Origin of the sequence: Rhodanobacter sp. Root179, from assembly GCF_001428465.1 — a bacterium.
Lineage (GTDB): Bacteria > Pseudomonadota > Gammaproteobacteria > Xanthomonadales > Rhodanobacteraceae > Rhodanobacter.
In genome coordinates this window covers 19,801-43,475 of the sequence record NZ_LMHR01000059.1, presented here as the reverse complement: position 1 = coordinate 43,475, position 23,675 = coordinate 19,801, and the positions used below count along the sequence as shown (strand labels likewise).

General features: G+C 66.9%; 17 protein-coding genes and 1 riboswitch. Of the genes, 5 read left to right on the top strand and 12 right to left on the bottom strand.

Features of this window, described 5'->3' with window-relative positions; translation table 11 throughout:
- Positions 1-90 precede the first annotated feature (90 nt).
- On the top strand, positions 91-1,356 hold the full coding sequence (locus ASD82_RS04895; protein ID WP_056716272.1) for an MFS transporter: 1,266 nt from the start codon (positions 91-93) through the stop codon (positions 1,354-1,356).
- Positions 1,357-1,375: 19 nt separating this feature from the next.
- Here the strand turns inward: ASD82_RS04895 and ASD82_RS04890 are convergent, their stop codons facing one another.
- Both ASD82_RS04890 and mtgA read right to left on the bottom strand, forming a co-directional pair.
- Entirely contained in the window at positions 1,376-1,804 is a 429-nt protein-coding gene (locus tag ASD82_RS04890; protein ID WP_056716269.1) for a CBS domain-containing protein, read from the bottom strand.
- Between the two features lie 124 nt (positions 1,805-1,928).
- Positions 1,929-2,678, bottom strand: coding sequence for a monofunctional biosynthetic peptidoglycan transglycosylase (gene mtgA, locus ASD82_RS04885; protein WP_056716266.1), 750 nt, complete (start codon positions 2,676-2,678; stop codon positions 1,929-1,931).
- Positions 2,679-2,758: 80 nt separating this feature from the next.
- On the opposite strand from mtgA, the gene ASD82_RS04880 reads away from it, so the two are divergent.
- Entirely contained in the window at positions 2,759-3,658 is a 900-nt protein-coding gene (locus ASD82_RS04880; protein ID WP_082585243.1) for an Hsp33 family molecular chaperone HslO, read from the top strand.
- A gap of 6 nt (positions 3,659-3,664) precedes the next feature.
- On the opposite strand, the gene ASD82_RS04875 is transcribed toward ASD82_RS04880, so the two are convergent.
- Complete coding sequence (locus tag ASD82_RS04875) at positions 3,665-6,565, bottom strand: EAL domain-containing protein (protein WP_056716261.1); 2,901 nt, start codon at positions 6,563-6,565, stop codon at positions 3,665-3,667.
- Positions 6,566-6,807: 242 nt separating this feature from the next.
- On the opposite strand from ASD82_RS04875, the gene ASD82_RS04870 reads away from it, so the two are divergent.
- Positions 6,808-7,719, top strand: a complete 912-nt coding sequence (locus ASD82_RS04870) for a hypothetical protein (RefSeq protein ID WP_056716258.1) — start codon at positions 6,808-6,810, stop codon at positions 7,717-7,719.
- A gap of 99 nt (positions 7,720-7,818) precedes the next feature.
- On the opposite strand, the gene ASD82_RS04865 is transcribed toward ASD82_RS04870, so the two are convergent.
- From ASD82_RS04865 to ASD82_RS04845, 5 genes are all read right to left on the bottom strand, one after another.
- Positions 7,819-8,724: a DUF4097 family beta strand repeat-containing protein gene (locus ASD82_RS04865; RefSeq protein WP_056716255.1), complete on the bottom strand. Its 906-nt coding sequence runs from the start codon at positions 8,722-8,724 to the stop codon at positions 7,819-7,821.
- A 17-nt stretch (positions 8,725-8,741) separates the two neighbouring features.
- The gene (locus ASD82_RS04860; RefSeq protein WP_056716252.1) at positions 8,742-9,185 is read right to left on the bottom strand and encodes a hypothetical protein; all 444 of its coding nucleotides are present in this window, start codon (positions 9,183-9,185) and stop codon (positions 8,742-8,744) included.
- A complete protein-coding gene (locus ASD82_RS04855; protein WP_056716249.1) occupies positions 9,182-9,727 on the bottom strand; it encodes an RNA polymerase sigma factor in 546 nt (181 codons plus the stop codon). The genes ASD82_RS04860 and ASD82_RS04855 overlap by 4 nt, the downstream gene beginning before the upstream one ends.
- Before the next feature lie 116 nt (positions 9,728-9,843).
- Positions 9,844-11,652 carry a phosphoenolpyruvate carboxykinase (GTP) gene (locus ASD82_RS04850; protein WP_255357989.1) on the bottom strand — a complete coding sequence of 603 codons (1,809 nt, stop codon included), beginning with the start codon at positions 11,650-11,652 and terminating at the stop codon, positions 9,844-9,846.
- A gap of 103 nt (positions 11,653-11,755) precedes the next feature.
- Positions 11,756-12,334, bottom strand: a complete 579-nt coding sequence (locus ASD82_RS04845; protein ID WP_056716244.1) for a TetR/AcrR family transcriptional regulator — start codon at positions 12,332-12,334, stop codon at positions 11,756-11,758.
- A 126-nt stretch (positions 12,335-12,460) separates the two neighbouring features.
- On the opposite strand from ASD82_RS04845, the gene ASD82_RS04840 reads away from it, so the two are divergent.
- Together ASD82_RS04840 and ASD82_RS04835 are read left to right on the top strand one after the other, a co-directional pair.
- A complete protein-coding gene (locus ASD82_RS04840) occupies positions 12,461-13,366 on the top strand; it encodes an alpha/beta hydrolase (RefSeq protein ID WP_056716240.1) in 906 nt (301 codons plus the stop codon).
- Positions 13,367-13,375: 9 nt separating this feature from the next.
- Positions 13,376-15,835 carry an acyl-CoA dehydrogenase gene (locus tag ASD82_RS04835; protein ID WP_056716236.1) on the top strand — a complete coding sequence of 820 codons (2,460 nt, stop codon included), beginning with the start codon at positions 13,376-13,378 and terminating at the stop codon, positions 15,833-15,835.
- A gap of 44 nt (positions 15,836-15,879) precedes the next feature.
- Here the strand turns inward: ASD82_RS04835 and ASD82_RS04830 are convergent, their stop codons facing one another.
- The 4 genes from ASD82_RS04830 to ASD82_RS04815 form a co-directional block, all read right to left on the bottom strand.
- Complete coding sequence (locus ASD82_RS04830) at positions 15,880-16,890, bottom strand: diguanylate cyclase (protein WP_235580638.1); 1,011 nt, start codon at positions 16,888-16,890, stop codon at positions 15,880-15,882.
- Positions 16,891-17,008: 118 nt separating this feature from the next.
- A complete protein-coding gene (locus ASD82_RS04825; RefSeq protein ID WP_056716233.1) occupies positions 17,009-20,671 on the bottom strand; it encodes a response regulator in 3,663 nt (1,220 codons plus the stop codon).
- Positions 20,672-20,808: 137 nt separating this feature from the next.
- Positions 20,809-21,705, bottom strand: coding sequence for a type II CAAX endopeptidase family protein (locus ASD82_RS04820; protein ID WP_056716231.1), 897 nt, complete (start codon positions 21,703-21,705; stop codon positions 20,809-20,811).
- 84 nt (positions 21,706-21,789) lie between these two features.
- A complete protein-coding gene (locus tag ASD82_RS04815; protein ID WP_056716228.1) occupies positions 21,790-23,391 on the bottom strand; it encodes a peptide chain release factor 3 in 1,602 nt (533 codons plus the stop codon).
- A 105-nt stretch (positions 23,392-23,496) separates the two neighbouring features.
- Positions 23,497-23,673, top strand: a riboswitch (yybP-ykoY riboswitch).
- The last annotated feature ends 2 nt before the right edge of the window (positions 23,674-23,675 follow it).

The window sequence follows — 23,675 nt, the reverse complement described above, 5'->3', positions numbered from 1 at the left end:
ATGGTCGCGTGCTAGGCTTGCCGCGCCCCACGCCGGATGTGCGAAGTGAGTCTGTATCGTCGGACCATGGTGAAACAAGCTGCAGCGCCGATGCTCTCCGCATTGGCGTTCTTCTTCGTGATGACTTCGTATTACATCATCCGGCCGGTGCGTGACCAGTTGAGCGGCGCGGTCGGCTCGCAGTCGCTGCCGTTGTTCTACGGTGCGGTGTTCGTGGTGATGCTGCTGATGACGCCGCTGTTCGGTGCCCTGGTGGCGCGCTTCCCGCGTCGCCAGCTGCTGGGCTGGAGCTACAGCTTCTTCATCGTGTGCCTGCTCGGGTTCGTGCCGGCCTTCATGGCGCAGGACCGGATCGGTGCGCGCGAACTGGGCGTGGTGTTCTTCGTCTGGGTCAGCGTGTTCAACCTGTTCGTGGTGTCGCTGTTCTGGAGCTTCATGGCGGACATCTTCTCCAGCGGCCAGGCGCGGCGCGTGTTCTCGCTGATCGCGCTGGGTGGCATGGCCGGTGCGATCTTCGGGCCGCTGGTGACCAAGCTGCTGGTGCACCTGATCGGCGTCGCGCCGCTGCTGCTGGTGTCGTCGGTGTCGTTGACCGCATCGATGATCCTGTTGCTGCGTCTTTCCGCCAATCACGATCGTCAGCCCGGCAGCCAGGGCGACGAGGTGATCGGCGGCTCGTTGTGGGCCGGCATCAAGCAACTGTGGTCACATCCCTTCTTGCGCTACATGGCCTTGCTGATGCTGTTCGGTGACGGCATCGGCACGCTGGCGTATGCGATGGTGGCCGATTACGCCAAGGCGAATTTCGCCGATGCCGTGGCGCGTACGGCGTTCTACAACAACCTGGATCTAGCCACCAACCTGCTTGGCGCAGCGTTGCAGCTGAGCATCACGCCGTGGCTGCTGGTGCGTCGCGGCGCCGGCTGGGGGCTGGTCGTGCCGTCGCTGGTGAATCTGGTTTTGCTCGCTGCGGTGGCGTTGATCGGCAGCGGCAGCGTTTCGTTCTTCGGCTACAGCGTGCCGTTGCTGCTGGCGGTGATGCTGGTGATCACGCGCGGCTTTGCCTACGGCATGACCAAGCCCGCGGTGGATGCGTTGTATACGCGGGTGCCCCGCGAGATGCGCTACAAGGGCAAGAACTTCGTCGAGACCGCGGTGTGGCGCTTCGGCGATCTGGTGGTGACCAGCGCGGTGAGCTGGCTGCGGATGTTGGGCTGGGGCATCGGCGGACTGGCCCTCGCCGGCGCGGGTGTGGCGGCGCTGGCGACGCTGGTGTCCCGCCGTGCAGGCTGGTCGCCCGACCTGGAACCGGAAGAAAAGGTGCGCGCGAACGCAGATGCGAAAGCACCGCTTTGAGGCGGTGCTCTCCCGAATCTCAGCTGGTGATGTAACGCTCCAGATGCTCGATCTGCTCGGCCTGCGCATCGATCACCGCCTTGACCAGGTCGCCGATGGAGATCACCCCGACCACCGTGTCGCCTTCGACCACCGGCAGGTGGCGGATGCGGCTGTCGGTGCACAGGCGCATGCAGTCGAACACGTCGGTGTCGGGGCCGACGGTGAGCGGGGTGCCGGTCATGATGTCGGACACCGCGGTCTGCGAAGAGGAGCGGCCCTGCAGGATCACCTTGCGCGCGTAGTCGCGCTCGGACATCACGCCGACCAGCTTCTCGCCATGCATCACCAGCAGCGCGCCGACGCGATGCTCGGCCATGTGCTTGATCGCTTCGAGCACGGGGGTTTCCGGTGCAACGCGGTAGATCGCATTGCCCTTGCCTTGCAGCAGATGTTTGACCTGGGTCATGCGCGGATCCCCATTCGGCTACGGACGGGCTGTCCGATGCCGAGTCTAGCGCCGCCGTCGTTCGCGCGTGTAGTGAAGTTGTGAATCGCGGCGCGCGGCAGGAAACCCGTGGCCGCCGCCGGATTCAGCGGCCCCGGCGTGGCGGATGTGCAGGGGCCTGGCCCTCGACGTAGCCGGTACCTCCCAGCTGCATCATCTGCTGCTGGATCCAGTTCGTCCGGCGTTGCACGTAGGCGCTTGGCCGGTCCGCGTGCATGCGGCGCGGACTGGGCAGGACCGCGGCCAGACGCGCGGCCTGGGCCGGCCCCAGTCGTGCCGGCGTGGTGTGGAAATAGACATCGCTGGCTGCGCCGACACCGTAGACGCCATCGCCCAGCTCGGCGATGTTCACGTACACCTCGAGGATGCGCTGCTTGGGCCAGGTCAGCTCGATCAGCATGGTGAAGTACGCCTCCAGCCCCTTGCGCACGAAGCTGCGGCCATTCCACAGGAACAGGTTCTTGGCGGTCTGCTGGCTGATCGTGCTGGCGCCGCGCAGGCGCTTGCCGTCATCGGCGGCATCGAGGGCGTCCTGGATCGAGTCGAGGTCGAAGCCGTGGTGATAGGGAAACTTCTGGTCCTCGCCGGCCACCATCGCCAGCGGCACCCAGGGCGAAACCTGCCTCCACGGCACCCAGTGATGGCGCAGGTGGAAGTCCTTCTCGCCATGGATCAGGGCACCGAGCTGCCGTTCCAGCATGACGGCCGAGGTCCATGGCGGCACGAAGCGCAGCACCAGCACCAGCAGCCAGCTTAGTGCCAGCCAGCCGAGCAGCAGAATGGCGAGCGATCGCAGCAGGCGACGAAGCAGGGGATGGCTGAACAAGGCGGGCATGACTGGCAGTATAAGGGGCGTTGTGCGGGCGCCATGGCGACCCCATCTCGGCCGATTGAATCGAAACGGAATCACCGCCTGTGGAAAACCTGCCTGTCGAAGACGTGCTGCATCGCTTCCTGCTGGAACGCGCCGGCGTGCGTGGGGCGCTGGTCCGGCTCGGACCGGCCTGGCGCGAAGTGGCCACGCGCGCGGAGTATCCGCTGCCACTGTGCAGCCTGCTTGGCGAGGCGCTGGCGGCCAGCGCGCTGCTTACCGGCAACATCAAGCTCGATGGCGCGCTGTCGCTGGAACTGAAGAGCTCCGGTGCGCTGCGCCTGCTGTTTGCCGAGTGCAACGATCAGGGACACCTGCGCGGACTGGCACGCTGGAACGAACCCCTGCCTGCTCCGCTGGCACTGGACGCATTGTCCGACGCGATCATGGCGATCACCATCGGCAACGTGGATCGCGGCCAGCGTTACCAGGGCCTGGTCGAATTGCGGCACGCCGGTCTGGCCGATTCGCTGGAAGACTATTTCGTGAAGTCCGAACAGTTGCCGGCGCGCATCCTGCTGGCTGCCGATGGCGAACACGCCGTCGGGCTGATGCTGCAGAAGATGCCCGGCGAGGGTGGCATCGACGCCGTGCACGACGAGGATGCGTGGAACCGCGTGCTGCAGCTCACCGCGACCCTGGGCGTGGAGGAGTTGCTGGGCGTTGCGCCGGAGCAGCTGCTGTACCGCCTCTATCACGAGGAGTCGGTGCGCCTGTTCGAACCTCGGCCACTGGCATTCGGATGCAGCTGCAGCCGCGAACGGGTGACGGCGATGCTGCGTTCGCTGGGTCGCGAGGAAGTGGAAGCGGCCCTGCTGGCCCGCGACAACGAGATCGAGGTGATCTGCGAGTTTTGTGCGCAGCGCTACCAGTTCGACCGCATCGATGCCGAGCATCTGCTCAGTGACAGTGCGGCGCCGGCGGCGCCGGATACCGCCCAGTGAACTGCTTCAGGCCAGCAGCAGGGGCTTGTCCGCACTGAGCCACGTACTGGCCGGTTGCGGCCGGGCGAACAGGAATCCCTGGCCGTAGCGGCAACCCACGCGCATCAGCGCCTGGCGTTGCGACTCTTCCTCGATGCCTTCGGCGATCACCTTCATCTGCAGCGAGTCGGCCAGCACCTGGATCGCGCGCACCAGCGCCAGGCCCTGGGTCTCGGTGTCGTCCGGCGGCAGCTCGGTGATGAAGGAGCGATCGATCTTCAGCGTCTCGAACGGATACTGGTGGAGATAGCTGAGCGAGGAATAGCCGGTGCCGAAGTCGTCCAGCGCGATGCCGACGCCGTGGCTGCGCAGGTTCTGCAGCATCTGCTTGACCTGGGTCGGATTCTCTAGCAGGGCATGCTCGGTGACCTCGATGCGGATGCAGCGGGTGGGCACGGCGTACTGGTTGAACAGCGCCAGCAGGCGCTGGTCGAGATCGGCCACCCGGAAGTGCCTGCCGGACACGTTGATGCTGATGAAGCCTTCGGTGCCGATCAGGCGCACGGCCTGGGTGCACACCTGCTCGAAGATCTGCCAGTCGATTGCCTCGGCGCAGCCGCATTCCTCGGCGATCAGCAGGAAATCGCCCGGCGACAGCAGGCCGCGTTCGGGATGATGCCAGCGCAGCAGCGCCTCGTAGCCGGTGACGCGCCCGTCGGAGAGTTCCACGATCGGCTGATAGAACGGCTCGAATTCGTTGCGGCTGAGCGCGTGGCGCAGGTCGCTTTCCATGTCCAGCAGCGACAACGCCTCGCGCCGCAGGCGGTCGTCGAACATCGCCGCGCGGTGGCGGCCGCCGTCCTTCGCGTTGTACATCGCCGCGTCGGCGTCGCGCAGGAGCTCCTCGGGCTGGCGGTAATGCGGGCTGGACAGCGCGATGCCGATCGATGCCGAGGTGAAGATCTCCTTGGTGCCAAGCCGGAACGGCGTCTGCAGTTCGCTGATGATGCGATCGGCGATCAGCATCGGCTTGGCGGTGTCCACGATGCCCTCCAGCAGCACGGCGAACTCGTCGCCGCCCAGCCGCGCCACCACGTCGCGCGTTTTCAGGCAGGCGCGAATCCGGCCACCCACCTGGAACAGCAGGTCGTCGCCGACCAGGTGCCCGACCGAATCGTTGATCACCTTGAAGCGGTCCAGGTCGATGAACAGCACCGCGAACTGTTCGTTCGGACTGGCGATGTAGCGCTGCATCGCCTGTTCGAGGCGCTGCAGCAGCAGGGTGCGGTTCGGCAGGCCGGTCAGCGAGTCGTGCAGCGTCTCGTACTTCAGCCGGCGCTCGACGCGCTCGCGCTCGGCGATCTGTTCACGCAGGTCGCGATTGGCCAGTGCAAGGGCGCGGGTACGCTCGGTGACGCGGCGTTCCAGCCCGGCGTAGGCCTGCTTCAGCGACGTTGCCGCCTGCTTGCGTTGCAGCGCGTTGGCGATGTGGTAGCTGACGAAGGTCAGCAGTTCCTGGTCGCGCTCGTTGTAGGTGTGTTCGGGCGAGTAGCTTTGCAGCGCCAGCACGCCGGTCGCCTTGCCGCCCCAGATCAGCGGCACGCCAAGCCAGCACACCGAGCGGGTGCCGAAATGGCTGATCTCGCCGAGCGCGCTGAGTCGCTCGATCTCGGCCGGCGTCGCCAGCAGCGGCTTCGCATGGCGCAGCACGTATTCCGTCGCGCCGCGACCATGCGCCCGTGGTGGGCGCACGTTGTCGATGTCGTCCACCGAATACGGGAAGGTGAGCTGCCCGCTTTCCTCGTCGACCAGGGCGATGTAGAAATTGCGCGCGTACAGCAGGCCGCTGATCACCTGGTGGGTGGCGGCGTAGAACTTCTCCAGGCTTTCGGCGGTGTTGGCCAGTTCCGCGATGCGGAACAGCGCCGCCTGCAGCCGTTCCCCACGCTGCCGCTGCAGCACCTGCTGGCGCAGCACGCGGTTAGCCTCGCGCAGCGCCGCCGTGCGGTCGGTGACGCGGCGACCCAGTTCGATGTGCGCCTCGCGTCGTTCCAGCGCCGTCTGCACGTGCTGGGCCACGTAGTTGAGCAGGTCCAGGTCGTGCCGTGAATAATGCGTATCCGGCCGGTAGCTCTGCATCACGATGCCGCCGACCACGCGACCGGCACGCAGCAGCGGTGCGCCGAGCCAGTGCTCGCAGCTGGGGCCGACCAGCACGAAGCGATCGCCGAACTGCTGCCTCAGCTCGTCGATGGAACCCATCAGCGGCCGGCCTTCCTGCAACAGGTTCCAGGTCAGGCTGTGCAGCAGCTCGTGCATCGGCACGCTCTGGTCCGGCGGCGGTGGATCGGTGTCGGCGATGTCGACGTAATAGGGGAAGCGGACCGTGTCGGTCGCCGCGTCGTACAGCACGATGTAGAAGTTTTCCGCGTACATCAGGCTGCTGACGATGGCATGCAGCGAGCGCATCATCTCGGGCATGTCGTGCCCTGCGCCGGCCTGTTCGGCGATGGCGTAGAGCGCGCGTTGCAGGCGCTCGGCCAGGGCCAGGCGCGAAATGGCCTCGTACAGGCGGCTGGTTTCGGCAAGCTGGCGCAGGCGGATGTCGGCCAGCCGACCCAGCCACTCCAACTGGTCGCGCGTGACATCGGCCAGCGGCAGGTCGGCCCATTCCAGGATCAGGGTGCGCGAACCTTGCGGATCTTCGGCGAGGTCCAGCTGGCCGGCCAGGTGCGCGACCTGTTCGTCCCGCCGCCGCCAGCGCAGATGCCCCTGGACACCGAAATGGGTCAGCACCAGCTCGCAAATCTCCATCACGCCGGCGGCATCCGCCGCCTCGAACAGGCGTTCGACCGCTGCATGCAGGGCCGCAGGGTCTCGCGACACCGGTGGTGACGAAGAGGGGCGGATCGTCGGTGTGGCGCTCATGAGGCTAAAGGCTGCTTCCGGGACGACCTGGTTGAGCCGGGACGACACGCCTTTATATCGTGTAAGCCCGCTTCGCCGCTAGCGTCGAGCCGGGGAACCCCGGCGCGGGTCAGGGGTCGAATGTCCTCGCCGAGTCCCAATATGTGCGTTTCGGCAGCTTTTCAGGGTGTTAGTAAAACGTAAAACGGGGTACACTTGCACCCAATCACGCTTTCGCTCGAGTGAGTTACCGGTTTCCGACCATGCGCCGCCTCTCCGCCCTCCTGCTGACCGTTGCGTTGCCGCTTGCCGCGGCCGGTCAGTCCGTGGGTGCCGACAACAGGATGGCCGATGATCTGCTGGCGCAGCCGGCGGCCTCCGCCACCCAGGCGGAAGCGGGCATGCTGGTGCCGCTGTGGCGCACGGCCGATGGCCACGTGCTGTCGCTGAGGACCGATCGCAGCAGCACGGCCGAGACCATGGCCAGTCATTCTCCGCTGGCCTTGCGCGTGCTGGACGGCTCCAGCGTGACCAGCACCGGCGTGGAATACGGCCTCGGCCCCCGCTTGCAGGCGCATGCCGAGGTGAGCGAGCTTTCCTGGACCCATCCGGGGCAGCGTTTGCGCGGCAGCGAAGTGGGCGCCACCTATGCGACCGGCCGCTACAGCGTGGGCGTCAGCGTGGGCACCAACAGCGCACCGAACGCGGGCAATGTGTTGCCGCGCGTCCTGCCGGGCGCGGCGCCGGGCGTGGATGGCCTTTCCAGTTTTGACAACAGCGCGCAGCTCAATGCCCGCGGCCGGCTTGCACTGGGCAGCAAGAGCGGCATCGACTTGGGGGCCAGCGTCGGCCGCATCCACCTGCTTCCCGGCAATCTGCTCGGCGTCGATACGCTGGACCAGAAGGTGCTGAGTTTCGGTGTCGACCACGGCTCGTTGAGCGGTGTGCTGACGGGTCGCACGATGCAGCCGCAAGTGGCCATTCCCGGCGACCTCAACGCCGATCGCCGCTGGAACAGCATCGATCTGGGCGTGACCTGGCGCCTGCCGTGGCGCGGCTCGCTGAGCGTCGGCGCGCAGAACCTGTGGTCCTCCGGTACGCCGGCCAACACGCCGGTGGGTCCCGAGCCGGACCAGTCGCGTACGCCGTACGTGCAGTACCACCAGGATCTCTGAGCGGCGCGGCAGCGCTCGTCGCAACCAGAACAGAAACGCCGTCGCTTGCGCGACGGCGTTTTCATTTGGGCGTGGCGGGCTGGGCCACGCCCGAGCTGTTCAGTCCTGCCGGCGCACGCGCAGGTCGCCGCTGAAGGTCTCGACGTTGATCTTGCCCTGGCCGTTGCCCAGGCGGGCATCGAGCGAACTGCCCGGGCCGTGTTCGGGCTGCGTCGCCGTGCCGAAGTCGCTGCGCAGATTGCCGCTGAAGCTGGTGGCGTGCAGGCTGGCGTCCGTGCTGGCGGGGACCTGCAGTTGCACGTCGCCGCTCATGCTGTCGATATTGATGCTGCCGCCGGCGGTCAGCCCGCCGTTCAACTGGACGTTGCCCGACACGGTGCTGAGCGTGAGTTTCTGCCACGGGCCGCCGCTGGCCTGGATGCGGCCGGAGATGGTTTGCAGCTCGACCTGGTTGCCGAGCGAGGGAGCAAGGATGTCGCCGCTGACGGTCTGCAGTTCGACCTTGTCCGCATGCCCGGCCTGCTCGATGCCGCCGCTGACGCTGTCCACCGTCAGCGAGGGCGTGCGGGCATTGATGCGCGCCTTGCCACTCACGGTGTTGACCTCGATGCTGCCGCCGTCCATGCCGTCGATCACCAGCGGTGCGCTGATCACGTCGACCTCGAGCGAGGCGGCCCTGGGCACGTGCAGTTCCAGCGTGGTGGCGGACATGTTGTTGTCGCCGCCCCAGTTGAACCAGCCGCCGGAGCTTCCCTTGGGTTCCACCTTGATTTCCAGGTGGTCCTTGCTGCCGGTGATCGCCAATGGCTTGGCGCCCTCGCCGAGGCGGCCGCTGACCTGCACCTCGTTGCGATCCCAGGCGATCACGTTCACCGTGCCGGCGACGTTGCTGATGCTGACCCTGGCGTTAGCCGAGGCATCGTGGTGCAGGTTGATCGGCGTGTCGGCCAGGGCCTGGCCGATGCAGAAGCACAGCAGCAACGGAAGATAGCGTGCGGTTTTCATGCTTGTTCCTTGATGTATCAGCCGGACTGGTTGGCCAGTTGGCGAAGTTGGGATTGTTGCTGTTCGGTGCGGCCGAGCAGACGTTGCAGCGCGAGCGAGTCAGGCGCCTGCCGGATCGCCAGTTGCAGTTCCATGCGGGCCGCGTCCAGTTCGATGGCGGCGCCGCTGAGCCGTGGGTCGGACGGCTTCCACGAGGTGGTATTCGTGGCGACCCGGGTGGGGACGATGTCGGCCGGGCCGCGGGTGGCGTGCCAGCCGATGCCGGCGGCCAGCAGCAGCGATGCGGCGAGTGCCGCGCCGAACAGCCAGCGTCGCCGATGCGCGAGGGCATGGCTGCCTGCGCTCCCGTCGCGGTGTTCGGCCTGATCGAGCGCCGAGTCGATGCCCGCCCAGAGGTCGCGCGATGGCGACACCGGCTGGCGCAGTTCGCGCATCTGTCGACGCCATTCGAATTCATTCATGAGCTTTCTCCCAATACCTTGCGCAGCAGGCCGCGGGCGCGGTGCAACTGCGCCTTCGAGGTGCCCACCGCCATGCCCAGTTCGGCACCGATTTCCTCGTGCTTCCAGCCTTCGACGTCGTGCAGCACCAGCACCGCACGGGCCCGCGGCGGCAGCTTGCCCACGGCATGTTCCAGCTCCTCGCGCTCGGCGGCGCAGAACGGCGTGCTGCCGGCGTCGGGCAGGTCTTCCTCGTCCATCATGCTGACCGGATCGGCGCCGCGGGCGCGGATGTCCATCAGCGCCACGTTCACCGCCAGCCGGTACAACCAGGTGCCGAACGCGCTTTCATGGCGGAAGCCTGGCAGTTTCTGCCACGCGCGGATGAAGGCATCCTGGGTGAGATCCTCGGCGCGCGCATGGTCGTAGCCGGCGAGCCGGTATACCGCGCCGTGCACCCGCCCCACGTGCAACTGGTACAGCCGTTGAAACGCGCGGCGGTCGCCGGCAGCCGCGGCGCGCACGTCATCGCTGTCGTTGGTTCCCGCTGGGGCAGGCGACATGGTGCTTCCGAGAGCGGGGCAGGCGGCGTTCATCTTGCCAGCTTGGATGCGCCACCGCGCGAAAGGGTTTGAAGCCGCGCGGGCAGGCCGTGGCGGCCCGCCCGCGATCGGTCAGTTCAGGACGCCGCTGCTTCGCGGCGCGGCTGGTCAGCGGCGCTGTCCAGTGCGTCGGCAACCCGCTGCTGCTCCCGGTGCAACGACTCGGGCAGGCGCGGGGCGAAGGTCTGCAGGTAGTCGCCGATGGCGGCCAGTTCGGCCTGCCAGCCGGCCTGGTCCACGTCGAGCAGTTCGTCCAGTTGCGCCTGGTCGAGCTTGAGGCCGTCCAGCTTCAGCTCGCCCTCGGCCGGCAGGATGCCGATCGGCGTCTCCACACCGCTGACCCGACCTTCGGCGCGATCGATCATCCATTCCAGCACGCGCAGGTTGTCGCCGAAGCCTGGCCACAGGAACTTGCCGTCGGCGCCCTTGCGGAACCAGTTGACGTGGAACACCTTCGGCAGCTTCGCGCCTGGCTGGTCGAACGACAGCCAGTGCGCGAAATAGTCACCGTAGTGATAGCCGGCAAACGGCTTCATCGCCATCGAGTCGCGGCGCAGCACGCCGACCGCGCCGGTGGCGGCGGCGGTGGTTTCCGAACCCATTGCGGCGCCCATCAGCACGCCGTGCGTCCAGTCGCGCGATTCCATCACCAGCGGCAGCAGCGAGGGGCGACGACCGCCGAACACGATGGCGCTGATCGGCACGCCCTGGGGCGCCTCGGCCATTTCCGACCAGGTCGGGCACTGTTTCGCGCTGACCGTGAAGCGGGAGTTGGGATGCGCGGCCGGGCCGTTGGCCGGGTCATATGGACGCCCCTGCCAGTCGGTGACCGGCGTGCCGGGCAGGCCTTCCCACCACGGCTGGTTGTCGGCGGTGACGGCGACGTTGGTGAAGATGGTGTCGTGCGAAATGCTCTTCAGCGCGTTCGGGTTGGTGGCGTTGCTGGTGCCCGGCGCCACGCCGAAGAAACCCGCTTCCGGGTTGATCGCATATAGCCGTCCATCCGCGCCAGGACGCATCCAGCAGATGTCGTCGCCCACGGTCCACACCTTCCAGCCGGCCTGGCGGTAGCCTTCCGGCGGAATCAGCATGGCGAGGTTGGTCTTGCCGCAGGCGGAGGGGAACGCAGCGGCGACGTAGTGCGTTTCGCCCTGCGGGTTCTCGATGCCCACGATCAGCATGTGCTCGGCCAGCCAGCCTTCCGTGCGGGCCTGGTTCGAGGCGATGCGCAGTGCGTGGCACTTCTTGCCCAGCAGGGCGTTGCCGCCGTAGCCCGAGCCGTAGGACTTGATCGACAGCTCGGCCGGGAAGTGCATGATCCAGCGACGCTCGGGGTCGAGTTCACCCTTCGAGTGCAGGCCCTTGACGAAGCTGCCCTCGCGCTCGATGCGCGCCTGCGCGGCGGCGCCCATGCGGGTCATGATTTTCATGTTGGCGACCACGTACGGGCTGTCGGTGATCTCCACGCCGCAGCGCGACAGCGGCGAGTCGATCGGGCCCATGCAGTACGGGATCACGTACATGGTGCGGCCTGCCATGCAGCCGTCGAACAGGGCGTCGATCTTCGCGTGCGCTTCGGCCGGGTCCATCCAGTGGTTGTTCGGGCCGGCGTCTTCCTGGTTCGGGTGGCAGACCAGGGTGAGGTGCTCGACGCGGGCCACGTCGGTGGGGTGGGAGCGGTGCAGGTAGCAGCCTGGATGGGTCTGCTGGTTCAGTTCGATCAGGGTGCCGTCGGCCAGCATCTCCTGCACCAGGGATTGATATTCGGCATCCGAGCCGTCGCACCAGTGAATCTTCGCGGGGCGGGTCAGGGCGGCAACTTCATCGACCCACTGCGCGAGCGCTTCCAGCTTGCTGGCCATCGTGTCCTCTTGAGGTTTTTTCAAAAAGTGATCTGAAACGGTAGTTTGCAGGCACTGGTATTGCAAGGTTTCATGCAACAAAAACGGCGCCAGATGGCGCCGATCGGGGCTTTCCGCGGCTTCCTGTTCAGGCCGGAATCAGGGTCGCGATCATGTGTTCGACATAGGCGTCGAACTCCTCCAGGTTCAGCCGCGGCAGCCCGAGGGTGAAGTTGAGCTGCAGGAAACCGACATAGGCGGCGTAAGTCAGCCGGGCCCGGTTCAAGGCCTGCGGCGGCGGCAGGCCGGACTCGCGGTAGGCCGTGTTGAGGAACTCCATCCGCCGCTGCGACACGCGCGCCATCACCGGCACCACCTGGGGATGATCCAGCGCCTTCAGTAGCGCGGCATACACGCGGTGCGGCTGCAATTCGTGGGCAACCCGGCGGAACAGTTCGGGCAGGCGCTTGCGCGGGTCGCTGATCTGTTCGATCTGGCCCAGCACCTCGCGCTCGCCGTACTGTTCCCAGCGTTCCAGCGCCGCATGCAGCAGCGCTTCACGGGTGCGGAAATGCCAGTAGAAACTGCCCTTGGTGACACCGAGCTGGCGGGCGAGAGCTTCCACCGCCAGCGCGCCCACGCCCTGCTCGGCGATCAGCTGCAGGGCGGCAAGTTCCCAATCTTCGGCTGACAGCCGGGTACGTTCTGGCTTGCTGCTGACATTCATGTCCGTATGGTAGCCAGACGCCGTGCATTTGTAATGTGTGTGGACACCGAACCCGGGCGCGCGGCGGCCAACCCGCGCTGGCGGCACGGTTGACGAGGTTCGTCGAGGCGATCCATACTCTTACGTATGGTTCAGAGTGATCGCCACCCCGCTGCCTGCTCGCGCTTCTCCGTCGCCGACCTGGATCTGGCGGTGGAGACACGCCATGCCGATGGCGATCCCGGCCTGCTGTTTGCCCATGGCTTCGGCCAGACCCGCCATGCCTGGACGGGCGCGGCGACGGCGCTGGCCGATGCGGGCTGTCGCTGCGTGACATTCGACAGCCGTGGTCATGGCGAAAGCGACCGGGTTCCCCACGGTGTCGGCTATCACATGGACCAGTTCGCCGATGACCTGCTGCGCCTGGCCCATGCACAACCGCAGCCGCCGATCCTGGTGGGCGCGTCGATGGGCGGCCTGCTCGGCATGGTGCTGGCTGGCGAGATCCATCCTTCGCCGTTTCGCGCCCTGGTGCTGGTCGACATCACCCCGCGCTGGGAAACCGCCGGCGTGGAACGCATCCTGGCCTTCATGCAGGCGCACCCGGACGGCTTCGACAACTACGCCGACGCGGCCGAGCAGATCGCCGCGTACCTGCCGCAGCGACGCGAGCGCAAGAGCGAACAGCAGCTGCGTCCGTTGTTGCGCGAAGGTGCAGACGGTCGGTTGCGCTGGCACTGGGACCCGGCCCTGCTGGCGGGCGACCTGGTGCAGGAAAGCGAGCGCTACCAGCCGCGCCTGCAGGCCGCCGCGATGAAGATTTCCGTGCCCGTGCTGCTGCTGTCCGGCGCCCGCAGCGACGTGGTGTCGCGCGCCACGGTCGACGAGTTCCTGCAACTGGTGCCGCACGCCGAACACGTCGAGTTGCCGCACGCCACGCACATGGTGGCCGGTGACGCGAACGATGCCTTCACGCGCGAGGTCGTGCGCTTCGTGCAGAGTCTTGATTCATTACCCGTCGGCCGGCTCGCCGCCGCCGTTCAATCGCAATGAGGTGTTGAGATGTCCGTGCTACTGACCCTGCTGGCGGCGCTGATTGCCACCGGCGCCTGCGCCTACCATCGCACCAGCCTGCGCACGTGGGCGATCGCCACCATCGTCACCACGCTGGTGGTCGGCCTGCTGGTGCATGCGCCGTGGACCACGGCGATCTTGCTGATCATCGAACTGGCGATCGCCGTACCGCTGCTGCTGGTCGACTTCCGCCGCAAGCAGGTCAGCGCGCCGCTGTTGAAGATGTTCGCCAAGGTCACGCCGAAACTGTCCGAGACCGAGCAGACCGCGCTGGAAGCGGGCACGGTGGGCTTCGAGGGCGAGCTGTTCTCCGGCAAGCCGGACTGGCACGAACTGCTGAAGCAGCCGAAGCCGGAACTCAGCGTGGAGGAGCAGGCCTTCATGGACGGCCCGGTGGAACAGCTGTGCGCCATGATCGACGACTGGCAGATCACCCACGAACTGGCCGACCTGCCGCCGAACGTGTGGGAGTTCATCAAGAAGAACCGCTTCTTCGGCATGATCATCCCGAAACAGTACGGCGGCCTGCAGTTCTCCGCGCTGGCACATTCGGCGGTGCTGCAGAAGCTCAACAGCATGTCGGCCACGGTCGCCTCGACGGTGGCCGTGCCAAACTCGCTGGGACCGGCCGAACTGCTGCTGCACTACGGCAGCGACGAGCAGAAGAACCACTACCTGCCGCGCCTCGCGGTGGGCGAGGAGATTCCCTGCTTCGCGCTGACCGGCCCGTACGCCGGTTCCGACGCCACCTCGATTCCCGACACCGGCATCGTCTGCAAGCAGATGGTGGACGGCGTCGAGACGCTGGGCATCAAGCTCACCTTCGACAAGCGCTACATCACGCTGGCGCCGGTGGCCACGGTGGTCGGCCTGGCCTTCCGCATGTTCGACCCGGAGCACCTGTTGGGCGACAAGGAAGACCTCGGCATCACCCTGGCGCTGCTGCCGCGCTCGACGCCGGGGCTGGAAATCGGCCGTCGCCACTTCCCGCTGAACGTCCCGTTCCAGAACGGACCGGTGCGCGGCAAGGACGTGTTCGCGCCGCTGTCGGTGCTGATCGGCGGCCCGCAGATGGCCGGCCACGGCTGGCGCATGCTGGTCGAGTGCCTGTCGGTGGGTCGGGCGATCTCGCTGCCGTCCAACGCCACCGGCGGCATGCGCGCCTCGGCGCTGGCCACCGGCGCGTACGCGCGCATGCGCAAGCAGTTCGGCCTGGCCGTGGCCCGCTTCGAGGGCGTCGAGGAGGCGCTGGCGCGCATCGGCGGCCTCACCTATGCCACCGCGGCGCTGTCGCGCGCCACCGCGGCCGCGGTTGATCGCGGCGAGAAGCCGGCGGTGCCGTCGGCGATCGCCAAGTACCACGCCACCGAATGGGCGCGGCAGATCGCCAGCGACACCATGGACGTGCACGGCGGCAAGGCGGTGCAGCTGGGGCCGAGCAACTATGCCGGGCGTGGCTGGTCGGCGGTGCCGATCGCGATCACGGTGGAAGGCGCCAACATCATGACGCGCAGCCTGATGATCTTCGGTCAGGGCGCGATCCGCTGCCATCCGTACGTGCTGAAGGAAATGCAGGCGCTGTCGATCGCCGATCGCGGCGAGCAGCTGAAAGTGTTCGATCGCCTGCTGTTCAGCCACATCGGATTCGGCATCTCCAACGCGGTGCGCAGCCTGGCGATGGGCCTCAGTGGCGCCAGCATCGGCGAGACCGCAGGTGACGCCTATACGCGCCGCTACTACCGCAAGCTCGACCGTTACTCCGCCGCGCTGGCGCTGTGCGCCGACGTGTTCATGGGCGTGCTCGGCGGCAAGCTGAAGTTCAAGGAGAAGCTGTCCGCGCGCCTGGGCGACGTGCTCAGCTACCTGTACATCGCCAGCGCCATGCTCAAGCAGTACGAGGACAACGGCCGGCCGGAAGCGGATCGCCCGTTCCTGGCCTGGGGTTTCCACCAGTGCATGTGGCTGATCCAGAACGCGCTGGATGGCGCGATCCGCAACTTCCCGGTGCGCCCGGTGGCGTGGCTGCTGCGCGTGCTGGTGTTCCCGCTGGGTCGTCGTGAAGTGCCGCCGTCCGATCGCCTGGGTCGCCGCGTGGCGGCGCTGCTCACCGCGCCGAACGAGGCGCTCGACCGCCTCACCGACTGGGTCTACACCACGCCCACGGCGAACAACACGATCGGCCGCATGAAGGCGCTGCTGCCCGACGTGATCGCCGCCGAGCCGGTCGACCGCAAGTTCGGCAAGGCGCTGAAATCGGGCCAGTTCAAGTCACATGACTACCTGGGCCAGCTCGCCGAGGCACAGCAGGCCGGGGTGATCTCCGAGGCCGAAGCGGACTTGCTGCGCCGCGTGCGCGAAGGCGTGTTCGAGTTCATCTCGGTGGATGACTTCGACACCGACGAGCTGCGCGCATTCAAGATCCGTCCGCAGAATTCGGCCGGCCAGTAAGTTCGAAGGATCGCCGCGCCACCCGACGGGTGGCGCGGCCCGCTTCACGTCTTCGCCAGCACGCAGCAGTTCTTGCCGCTGCGCTTGGCTTCGTACATCGCGTTGTCTGCTGCGTGCATCAGCTGTTCCTCGGCGTCGACACGGTCGTTCAGCGCATACGGCGCGATGCCGATGCTGGCGCCCACCCGCACCTCGACCCTTTCGCCGTTGACGCGCAGGCTGTACGGCTCGCCCAGCGCGGCGCAGAGTTTCTCGCACAGCTGCAGCGCCATCTGCGGGTCGTCGATTTCTTCCAGCACCAGCGCGAATTCGTCGCCGCCCAGGCGGGCCACGGTGTCGTTGCTGCGCAGGTGCGTGGGCAGGCGGCTGGCGATTTCCTGCAGCAGCGCATCGCCGGCGGCGTGGCCGTGGCGGTCGTTGACGCCCTTGAAGCCGTCGATGTCGATGCAGGCAAGGGCGAAGCGGCTGTGATGCCGGTTGGCGCGCTGGATCGCTCCCTGCAGGCGGTCACGGAACAGGATCCGGTTCGGCAGGCCGGTCAGCGGGTCGTGGCTGGCCTGGTGGCGCACCATGGTTTCGATCAGCTTGCGCTCGGCGATCTCGCGTTGCAGTTCCTCGTTGCGCTCGGCCAGCTCGGCCATCGCCTCACGCAGTTTCATGCGCGCCGAATGGAGTTCCAGGAACACGCGCACCTTGGACTGCAGGATCACGTCGTTGATCGGCTTGGCGATGTAATCCACCGCGCCGGAGTGGTAGCCCTTGAGCCGGTTCATGTCGTCGGCGTAGGCGGCGGTGACGAAGATGATCGGCGTCCCGCTGAGGTGCTCGGCGTCGCCGAGCAGGCTGGCCACTTCGAAACCGTCCATGTCCGGCATGTTGACGTCGAGCAGGATCAGCGCGAACTCGTGATCCAGGCACAGCGCCAGCGCCTGGTTGCCGCTGGTCGCCTCGAACAGTTGCGCGCCGCTGTGCGCGAGCAGGCGGCGCATCGCCACCAGGTTCGCCGGCGTGTCGTCGACGATCAGGATCTTCGGCTTCATCGATTCGCTGGTCATGCCCGCTGCTCCCTGCTTCCGGGAAGCCACCGTAGCCGATGCGGCCGTCGTGCGGCGTGAACCCGGTCCGCTTCCACCGACGCGACGCTGCAGGTCAGCGCCCGCTGCGGCACATTGCTCACGACTGCGCGTCCGGCAGCCAATGGCGCAACATGACGGCGAGCTTGTCGATGTCGATCGGCTTGGAGAGGTAGTCGCTGGCGCCCATCTGCAGGCACAACTCGCGGTCGCCGGTCATCGCCTTGGCCGTCACGGCGATGATCGGCAGGGTGCTGAAGTCAGCCATGTCGCGGATGTTGCGTATCGTCGTGTAGCCGTCCATGCCCGGCATCATGATGTCCATCAGGATCAGGTCGGGCCGCTCGCCGGTCTGCAAGGCGGCCAGCGCCTTGTAGCCATCCTGGGCCATGTCGACCTGCAGACTCCAGCCGCGCAGCACCTTGGACAGCGCGAACAGGTTGCGCATGTCGTCGTCCACCAGCAGCACGCGGTGACCGGCCAGCGTGGCTGTGGGAGCCGCCTCCATCGTTGCGGGCGTCGCCGCGGGTCGCGGAATGTCCTGCAGGAACGCCCCCACTTCCTGCAGCAGGCGCTCGCTGGAACGCGCGCCCTTGAGCACGACGGCTTCGGCGTACTGGCGCAGTTTCAGTTGTTCGACCGGGTCCAGTTCGCGCCCCGAGTACACCACCACCGGCGGCATCGCCTTCGGCCGGGCCGACAGGTGCTCCATCAATTCCAGGCCCGACATGCCCGGCAAGCCCAGGTCCAGCACGATGCAGTCGTAGCTGACGTCGGCGATCTTCGGCAGCGCATCCTCGGCCGACTCGGCTTCGTCGACCTCCACGTGGTGGGCGCGCAGCGCGGTGCGGATGGCCTTGCGCGAGGCGGCGTCATCTTCCACCACCAGCAGCCGGCGCCGCTTGCCCTCGCTGAAGCGCAGCAGGCGGTCCAGTGCTTCGGCAATCGCCTCGCGACTGACCGGCTTGGTCAGGAAGCCGACCGCGCCCCGTTCCATGCCGCGCCTGCCGACGTCGCTGACCGACACGAAGTGGACCGGGATCGAGCGCGTGGCCTCATCCACCTTGAGCCGGTCCAGCACCGTCCAGCCGTCCATTACCGGCAACGACACATCCAGCAGGATGCCCGACGGATGATGCTCGCGCGCCAGTTGCAGGCCGGATTCACCGTCCATCGCGGCCAGCGCCCGATAGCCCCGGCGGTGGATCAGGTCGATCAGGATGCGCACGAAGGCGGGGTCATCCTCGATCACCAGGATGGTGATCTGGCCCCGCAGCAGCGATTGACGGTCGTCCTCGATGGCGGCGGGCAGCAGTGCCGGCGAAGCGATGCGCCGGGTCTGCGTGCCGTGGGCGGCTTCCGCCTCGACGACCGGCGTGGCGGTGGCCGGCGGTGTTTCCGGCAGCAACAAGGTGAACTGGCTGCCGCGTCCGGCTTCGCTGTGCAATACCACGTCGCCGCCCAGCAGCTGCGCCATCCGGCGCGAGATCGCCAGGCCCAGGCCGGTGCCGCCAAACTGGCGGCTGGTGCTGGCGTCGACCTGCTCGAAGGCGTTGAAGATGCGCTCCAGCTTGTCCGGCGGAATGCCGATGCCGGTGTCGCTCACGGTGATCGCCAGCAGCGGCTGGCCGGACAGCGCCGCAGGAATTTCCAGGTCGGTCCGCGGGCGACCGATGTGCAGGTTCACCGCTCCGCTGGCGGTGAACTTGAACGCGTTGCTGAGCAGGTTGTTGGCGATCTGTTCGACCTTGCCGCCATCGGTGGCAATGACGTCGGGCAGCCCCGTGTCGATCGCCAGCTCGAAGTCCAGATGCTTGTCGCTGGCGACGTGGGCGAAGTTGCGCTGCAAGCGCCTGCCGAGCTCGGCGAGCGAAACCTCCTCGACCATCAGCTCCATCTTGCCGGCCTCGACCTTGGACAGGTCCAGAATGTCGTTGATCAGGTGCAGCAGGCTGTTGCCGGCGTCATGGATGATCTGCGCCGATTCAATCTGCTCGTCGTCGAGATTGCCGGTGTCGTTGTCGGCGAGGCTGCGCGACAGGATCAGCAGGCTGTTCAGCGGCGTGCGCAGCTCATGCGACATGTTGGCCAGGAATTCGGATTTGTACTGGCTGGCCCGCGCCAGCTCGACGGCCTTTTCCTCGGTTTCCTGCTGCAGCTCTTCCAGCACGACCTTCTGTCGGTTCAGGCTCTCGGTCATTTCGCGCAGCTCTTCGTTGGAGGACCGCAGCTCCTCGGCCTGCACGCGCTGCTCCTCCTCCGACGCGATCAGGCGCTGCGACTGCTCTTCCAGCTCGGCAGTCTTCGTCTGCAGCGTGGTGTTGCTCTCGTGCAGCACCTCCTTCTGCTGGCGCATCACCAGTTCGGACAGGCGCAGTTCGTCCGCCTGTTCCTGCGTCTGCTGCAGCAGGCCCTGGGTATGCACGGCCTGGTTGAGGTTCTCCAGCGCCAGCGCCACGATCGGCAACAGTTCGTCCAGCAGCTGCCGCTGCAGAGCGGTCAGCGCGGTGAAGCTGCCCAGCTCCAGCACGCCGATCAGGGTCTCGCGATAGATCACCGGCAGGATCGCGACATGGGTGGGCACCGCCTCGCCGCTGCCCGAATCGATGCGCAGGTAATCGGCCGGTACCTGGTCCAGGATGATCGCCTTGCGATCCACCGCGCACTGACCGACCAGCCCCTCGCCGGGCATGTACTGGTCGGCGGACCGGTTGCTGAGGCGCAGGCCGTAGCTGCCCAGCAGGTCCAGTCGATGACGCGCGTCGTCGAACGAGTAGAACAGGCCCAGCCCCGCGTTGCACAGCGGCACCACTTCGCTGGTCAGCCAATGGGCGAAGTCCTTGTGGGTGGTGGCCTGCAACAGCACCTGGGAAATGTCCGCCACCCTGGAGCGAATCCACGACCGCGCATCGGTATCCAGCGACATCTGCTTGAACACTTGCAGGGCGCGGGCGATCTCGCCCACTTCGTCGCGGCGATCCAGCCGGCGTATCTCGAAGTCGTGGTTGTGATGGGAGAGCTGGGTCATCTGGTCGGTGAGCCGGCGCAGCGGGCGGATCACCAGTTGCGAGGTCAGCCGGATGACGGTGACGCCGAGCAGGATGCCGAGCAGGATGGAAAGCGCGTTGAGCGCCTTGGTGTTGCGCAGGGTCTGGTCCAGCTGCTGGTTGCGCAGGGCCAGCAGGTGGTTTTCTTCGCCGGCCATCTGGTCCAGCGCCGCGGACATGTCCTCGACGCGCACGGTGCGCCCGGCAATGTATCCGGTCTGGATGCGCTGACGCTCCAGGGCGGCGTCCGGGGCGCCCAGGTCCAACCGCTTCAACGGGGTGATGCCCAGGTCGACCACCTCGCGTTGCCAGCGGCTGGCCATGGCGGCCACGGCATCGAGCCGGCCCTGTTGCAAGGGGTTGTCTGCCACCAACTGGCGCAATCCGCGAATGCGCAGGTCCAGCTCGCGCGTGGACTTCTGGAACAATTCGAGCTCGTTGGCCGAACCCGCCAGCAGATAGCCGCGCGCGCCCACCTGGCCGGTCTGCGCGGCGCGTTGCACCGTGTCGATCTGCAGCAGCACCTGATAGGTATGGCTGGCCCAGTGCCGGTTGTTTTCCTGCGTCTGCAGGGAGTGCAGGGTAACCACGTTGGCGATCAGGAACACGCCCAGCAGCAGGCCGATGGCCAGCATCATCTTGCGCGTCAGTGGCTGGTTGGCCAGCCACGAGATCTTCCTGCGGTAACCGGGCTGCTGCGAATTGTGGGTGGCCATGGCGGTGTCCGATACCGGCGAGGTGGGGTCGCCGGTCGGCGACCCGTCCTCAGGGTAGCTGCTACGCCGACCAAACCCCAACCGCGTGCCATGGCGAATTCAGCCCCGGGCCAGCCACCGGTTCCATCGCCTGCCGCTCAGCGGCGTGAGCGCAACGGGACGATCGAACCCCGACGCAGTGCCATCACCAACAGGCCCAACGTGCACAGGGAGCACAGCGCGAGCGCGACCACCGAAGCCTCCGCCCCGAACACGCCGCCGCTGAGCCAGTCCGGCCCGCTGCGGGTGGACACCAGCCAGCCGTCGGCGTCAGTGCCCGAAACGGGGATGCCATAGATCGTGCCCTGGGTGAAATTCCACGCCGCGTGCAGGCCCATGCACAGCGGCAGCGAGCGAGTCACGTGGTACAGCATGCCGAACAACAGGCCGGCCTCGATCGCGATCGCCAGCGAACTCCACAGCGTGGCGCCGGGATTGCCCAGGTGCACCGCACCGAAGAACAGCGCCGAGATGATCAGCGCGGCCCAGGTGCCCATGCCTTCCTCGACGATGCGGAACAGCACGCCGCGGAACATGATCTCCTCGCCGATGCCCGCGCCCAGCCCCACCACCAGCAAGGCCGGCAGCCATGCCGCATCCGGGTTGGTGCCGGTCACCTGGTAGCTGCCCAGCAGGTACATCACGCCGACGATGATGCTGAAAAGCACCACGCCGAACGCCGCGCCCAGCAGGCCTTGCGGCAGCAGCGTGGCTGGCGCCAGTTCGCGCATGCGCCGGCGCTCGATCCATTTCACCAGGATCAGGTAGACCAGCAGCGGGATCAGGGCGCGGATGACAAACTGGCCGAAAGCGCGTTCCAGCGGCGGTGAGGCCTTGCCCAGACCCAGCAGGTGCAGCACGGCGCCAGCGGCAAAACTCAGCGCAATGAAGAGCGCGATGAAAATCACGATGCGCGCCCCGGCCGAATACACCAGCCAGCGTTTCCACGCGGGTGCATCGGCGGGCGTGACGAAGGCGATGGCTGGCTGCGGCATGTGCTGGTTTCCCCCGGTTGGAATCGCCGCAGGTTAGCGGTCGGGCGCCGGGTTGCCCAGTGACGACCGTCATGCCGCCGGGATCTAGACGTCGACGGCCGCCGCATGCTCGCGCGTGTTGGCGAAGCGCACCTGCGGCCAGCGCTCCTGCGCCAGCTGCAGGTTGACCCGGGTCGGCGCGATGTAGACCAGCTCGCCGGCGCCGTCGATGGCCAGGTTCATCGCGTTCTTCTCGCGGAACTCCTCCAGCTTCTTCTCGTCGTCGCAGTGCACCCAGCGCGCGGTGCTGACGGTGACCGGCTCGAAGGTGGCGTCGACGTTGTACTCGTCCTTCAGCCGATAGGCGACCACCTCGAACTGCAGCACGCCGACCGCGCCCAGGATCAGGTCGTTCGACATCAGCGGGCGGAAGAACTGGGTGGCGCCTTCCTCGGACAGCTGCGCCAGGCCCTTCTGCAGCGCCTTCATCTTCAGAGGATCGCGCAGCCGGGCGCGGCGGAACAGTTCGGGCGCGAAGTTCGGGATGCCGGTGAAGGAAACCTGCTCGCCCTCGGTGAAGGTGTCGCCGATGGTGATGGTGCCGTGGTTGTGCAGGCCGATCACGTCGCCGGGGTAGGCCGTCTCGACGATCTCGCGATCGCTGGCCATGAAGGTCAGCGCATTGGCGATGCGCACTTCCTTGCCGGTGCGCGTCTGCACCATCTTCATGCCGGCGTTGTAGGTGCCCGAACACACGCGCATGAAGGCCACGCGGTCGCGGTGCGCGGGGTCCATGTTGGCCTGGATCTTGAACACGAAGCCGGACAGCTTTTCTTCTTCCGGCTCGATCGCCCGCGAGGTGGTGTCGCGCGGCTGCGGCGACGGCGCATGCTCGACGAAGAAGTCCAGCAGCAGCTGTACGCCGAAATTGTTCACCGCCGAGCCGAAGAACACCGGCGTCTGCCGGCCGGCCAGGTACTCGTCGAGGTCGAACGAGGGCGCGGCGCCCTGCACCAGTTCGAGTTCCTCGCGCAGTTCGCGCATGGCCTCCTCGCCGATCCGTTCGACCAGGCCCGGTGCGTCCAGGCCCTTGAAGATGGTGGAATCCTGCCGGGTGAAATTCTTGCCCTGCTCGAACACGTGCACCTCGTCCAGCGCCAGGTGGTACACGCCCTTCAGCCGCTTGCCCATGCCGATCGGCCAGGTCAGCGGGGCGCAGGCGATGCCCAGCACCGACTCCACCTCGTCGAGCAGCTCGATCGGCGAGCGACCCTCGCGGTCGAGCTTGTTGATGAAGGTCATGATCGGCGTATCGCGCAGCCGGCACACCTCCATCAGCTTGATCGTGCGTTCCTCCACGCCCTTGGCGCAGTCGATCACCATCAGCGCCGAGTCCACCGCGGTCAGCACGCGGTAGGTGTCCTCGGAAAAGTCCGCGTGTCCCGGCGTGTCGAGCAGGTTGACGATCTTGCCTTCGTACGGGAACTGCATCACCGACGAGGTCACCGAAATCCCGCGCTCCTTCTCCAGCGCCATCCAGTCCGAAGTGGCGCTGCGCGACGTCTTGCGGCTCTTCACCGAGCCCGCCAGCTGGATCGCGCCGCCGAACAGCAGCAGTTTTTCGGTCAGCGTCGTCTTGCCCGCGTCAGGGTGGCTGACGATGGCGAAGGTACGGCGACGGCGGGTTTCTTGGAGATGGCTGGACATGGAGGTGTGTCAATGGGGACGCGAACCGGCAATTGTAGCGTGGAATGCCGATGGCCCCGGACGCCGTGTTACGCTTGCCCCGGTTGTGCCGGCTTGGCCGGCTCGACCACACCCCTTGGGGAGTAGCCTGCCTCGTTGCGACGAGGCGTCTTCGTCAACATGCTCGGCGTCCATCCGCCGTGGCGAAGACACCGATTCCGGTTGGCGAGACCAGCGGTTCACGGCGCCACGGAGGTCGGGCGCGCCGTGCTGCCGTTGCGCCTGGCCCGACCACAAGGCATTGC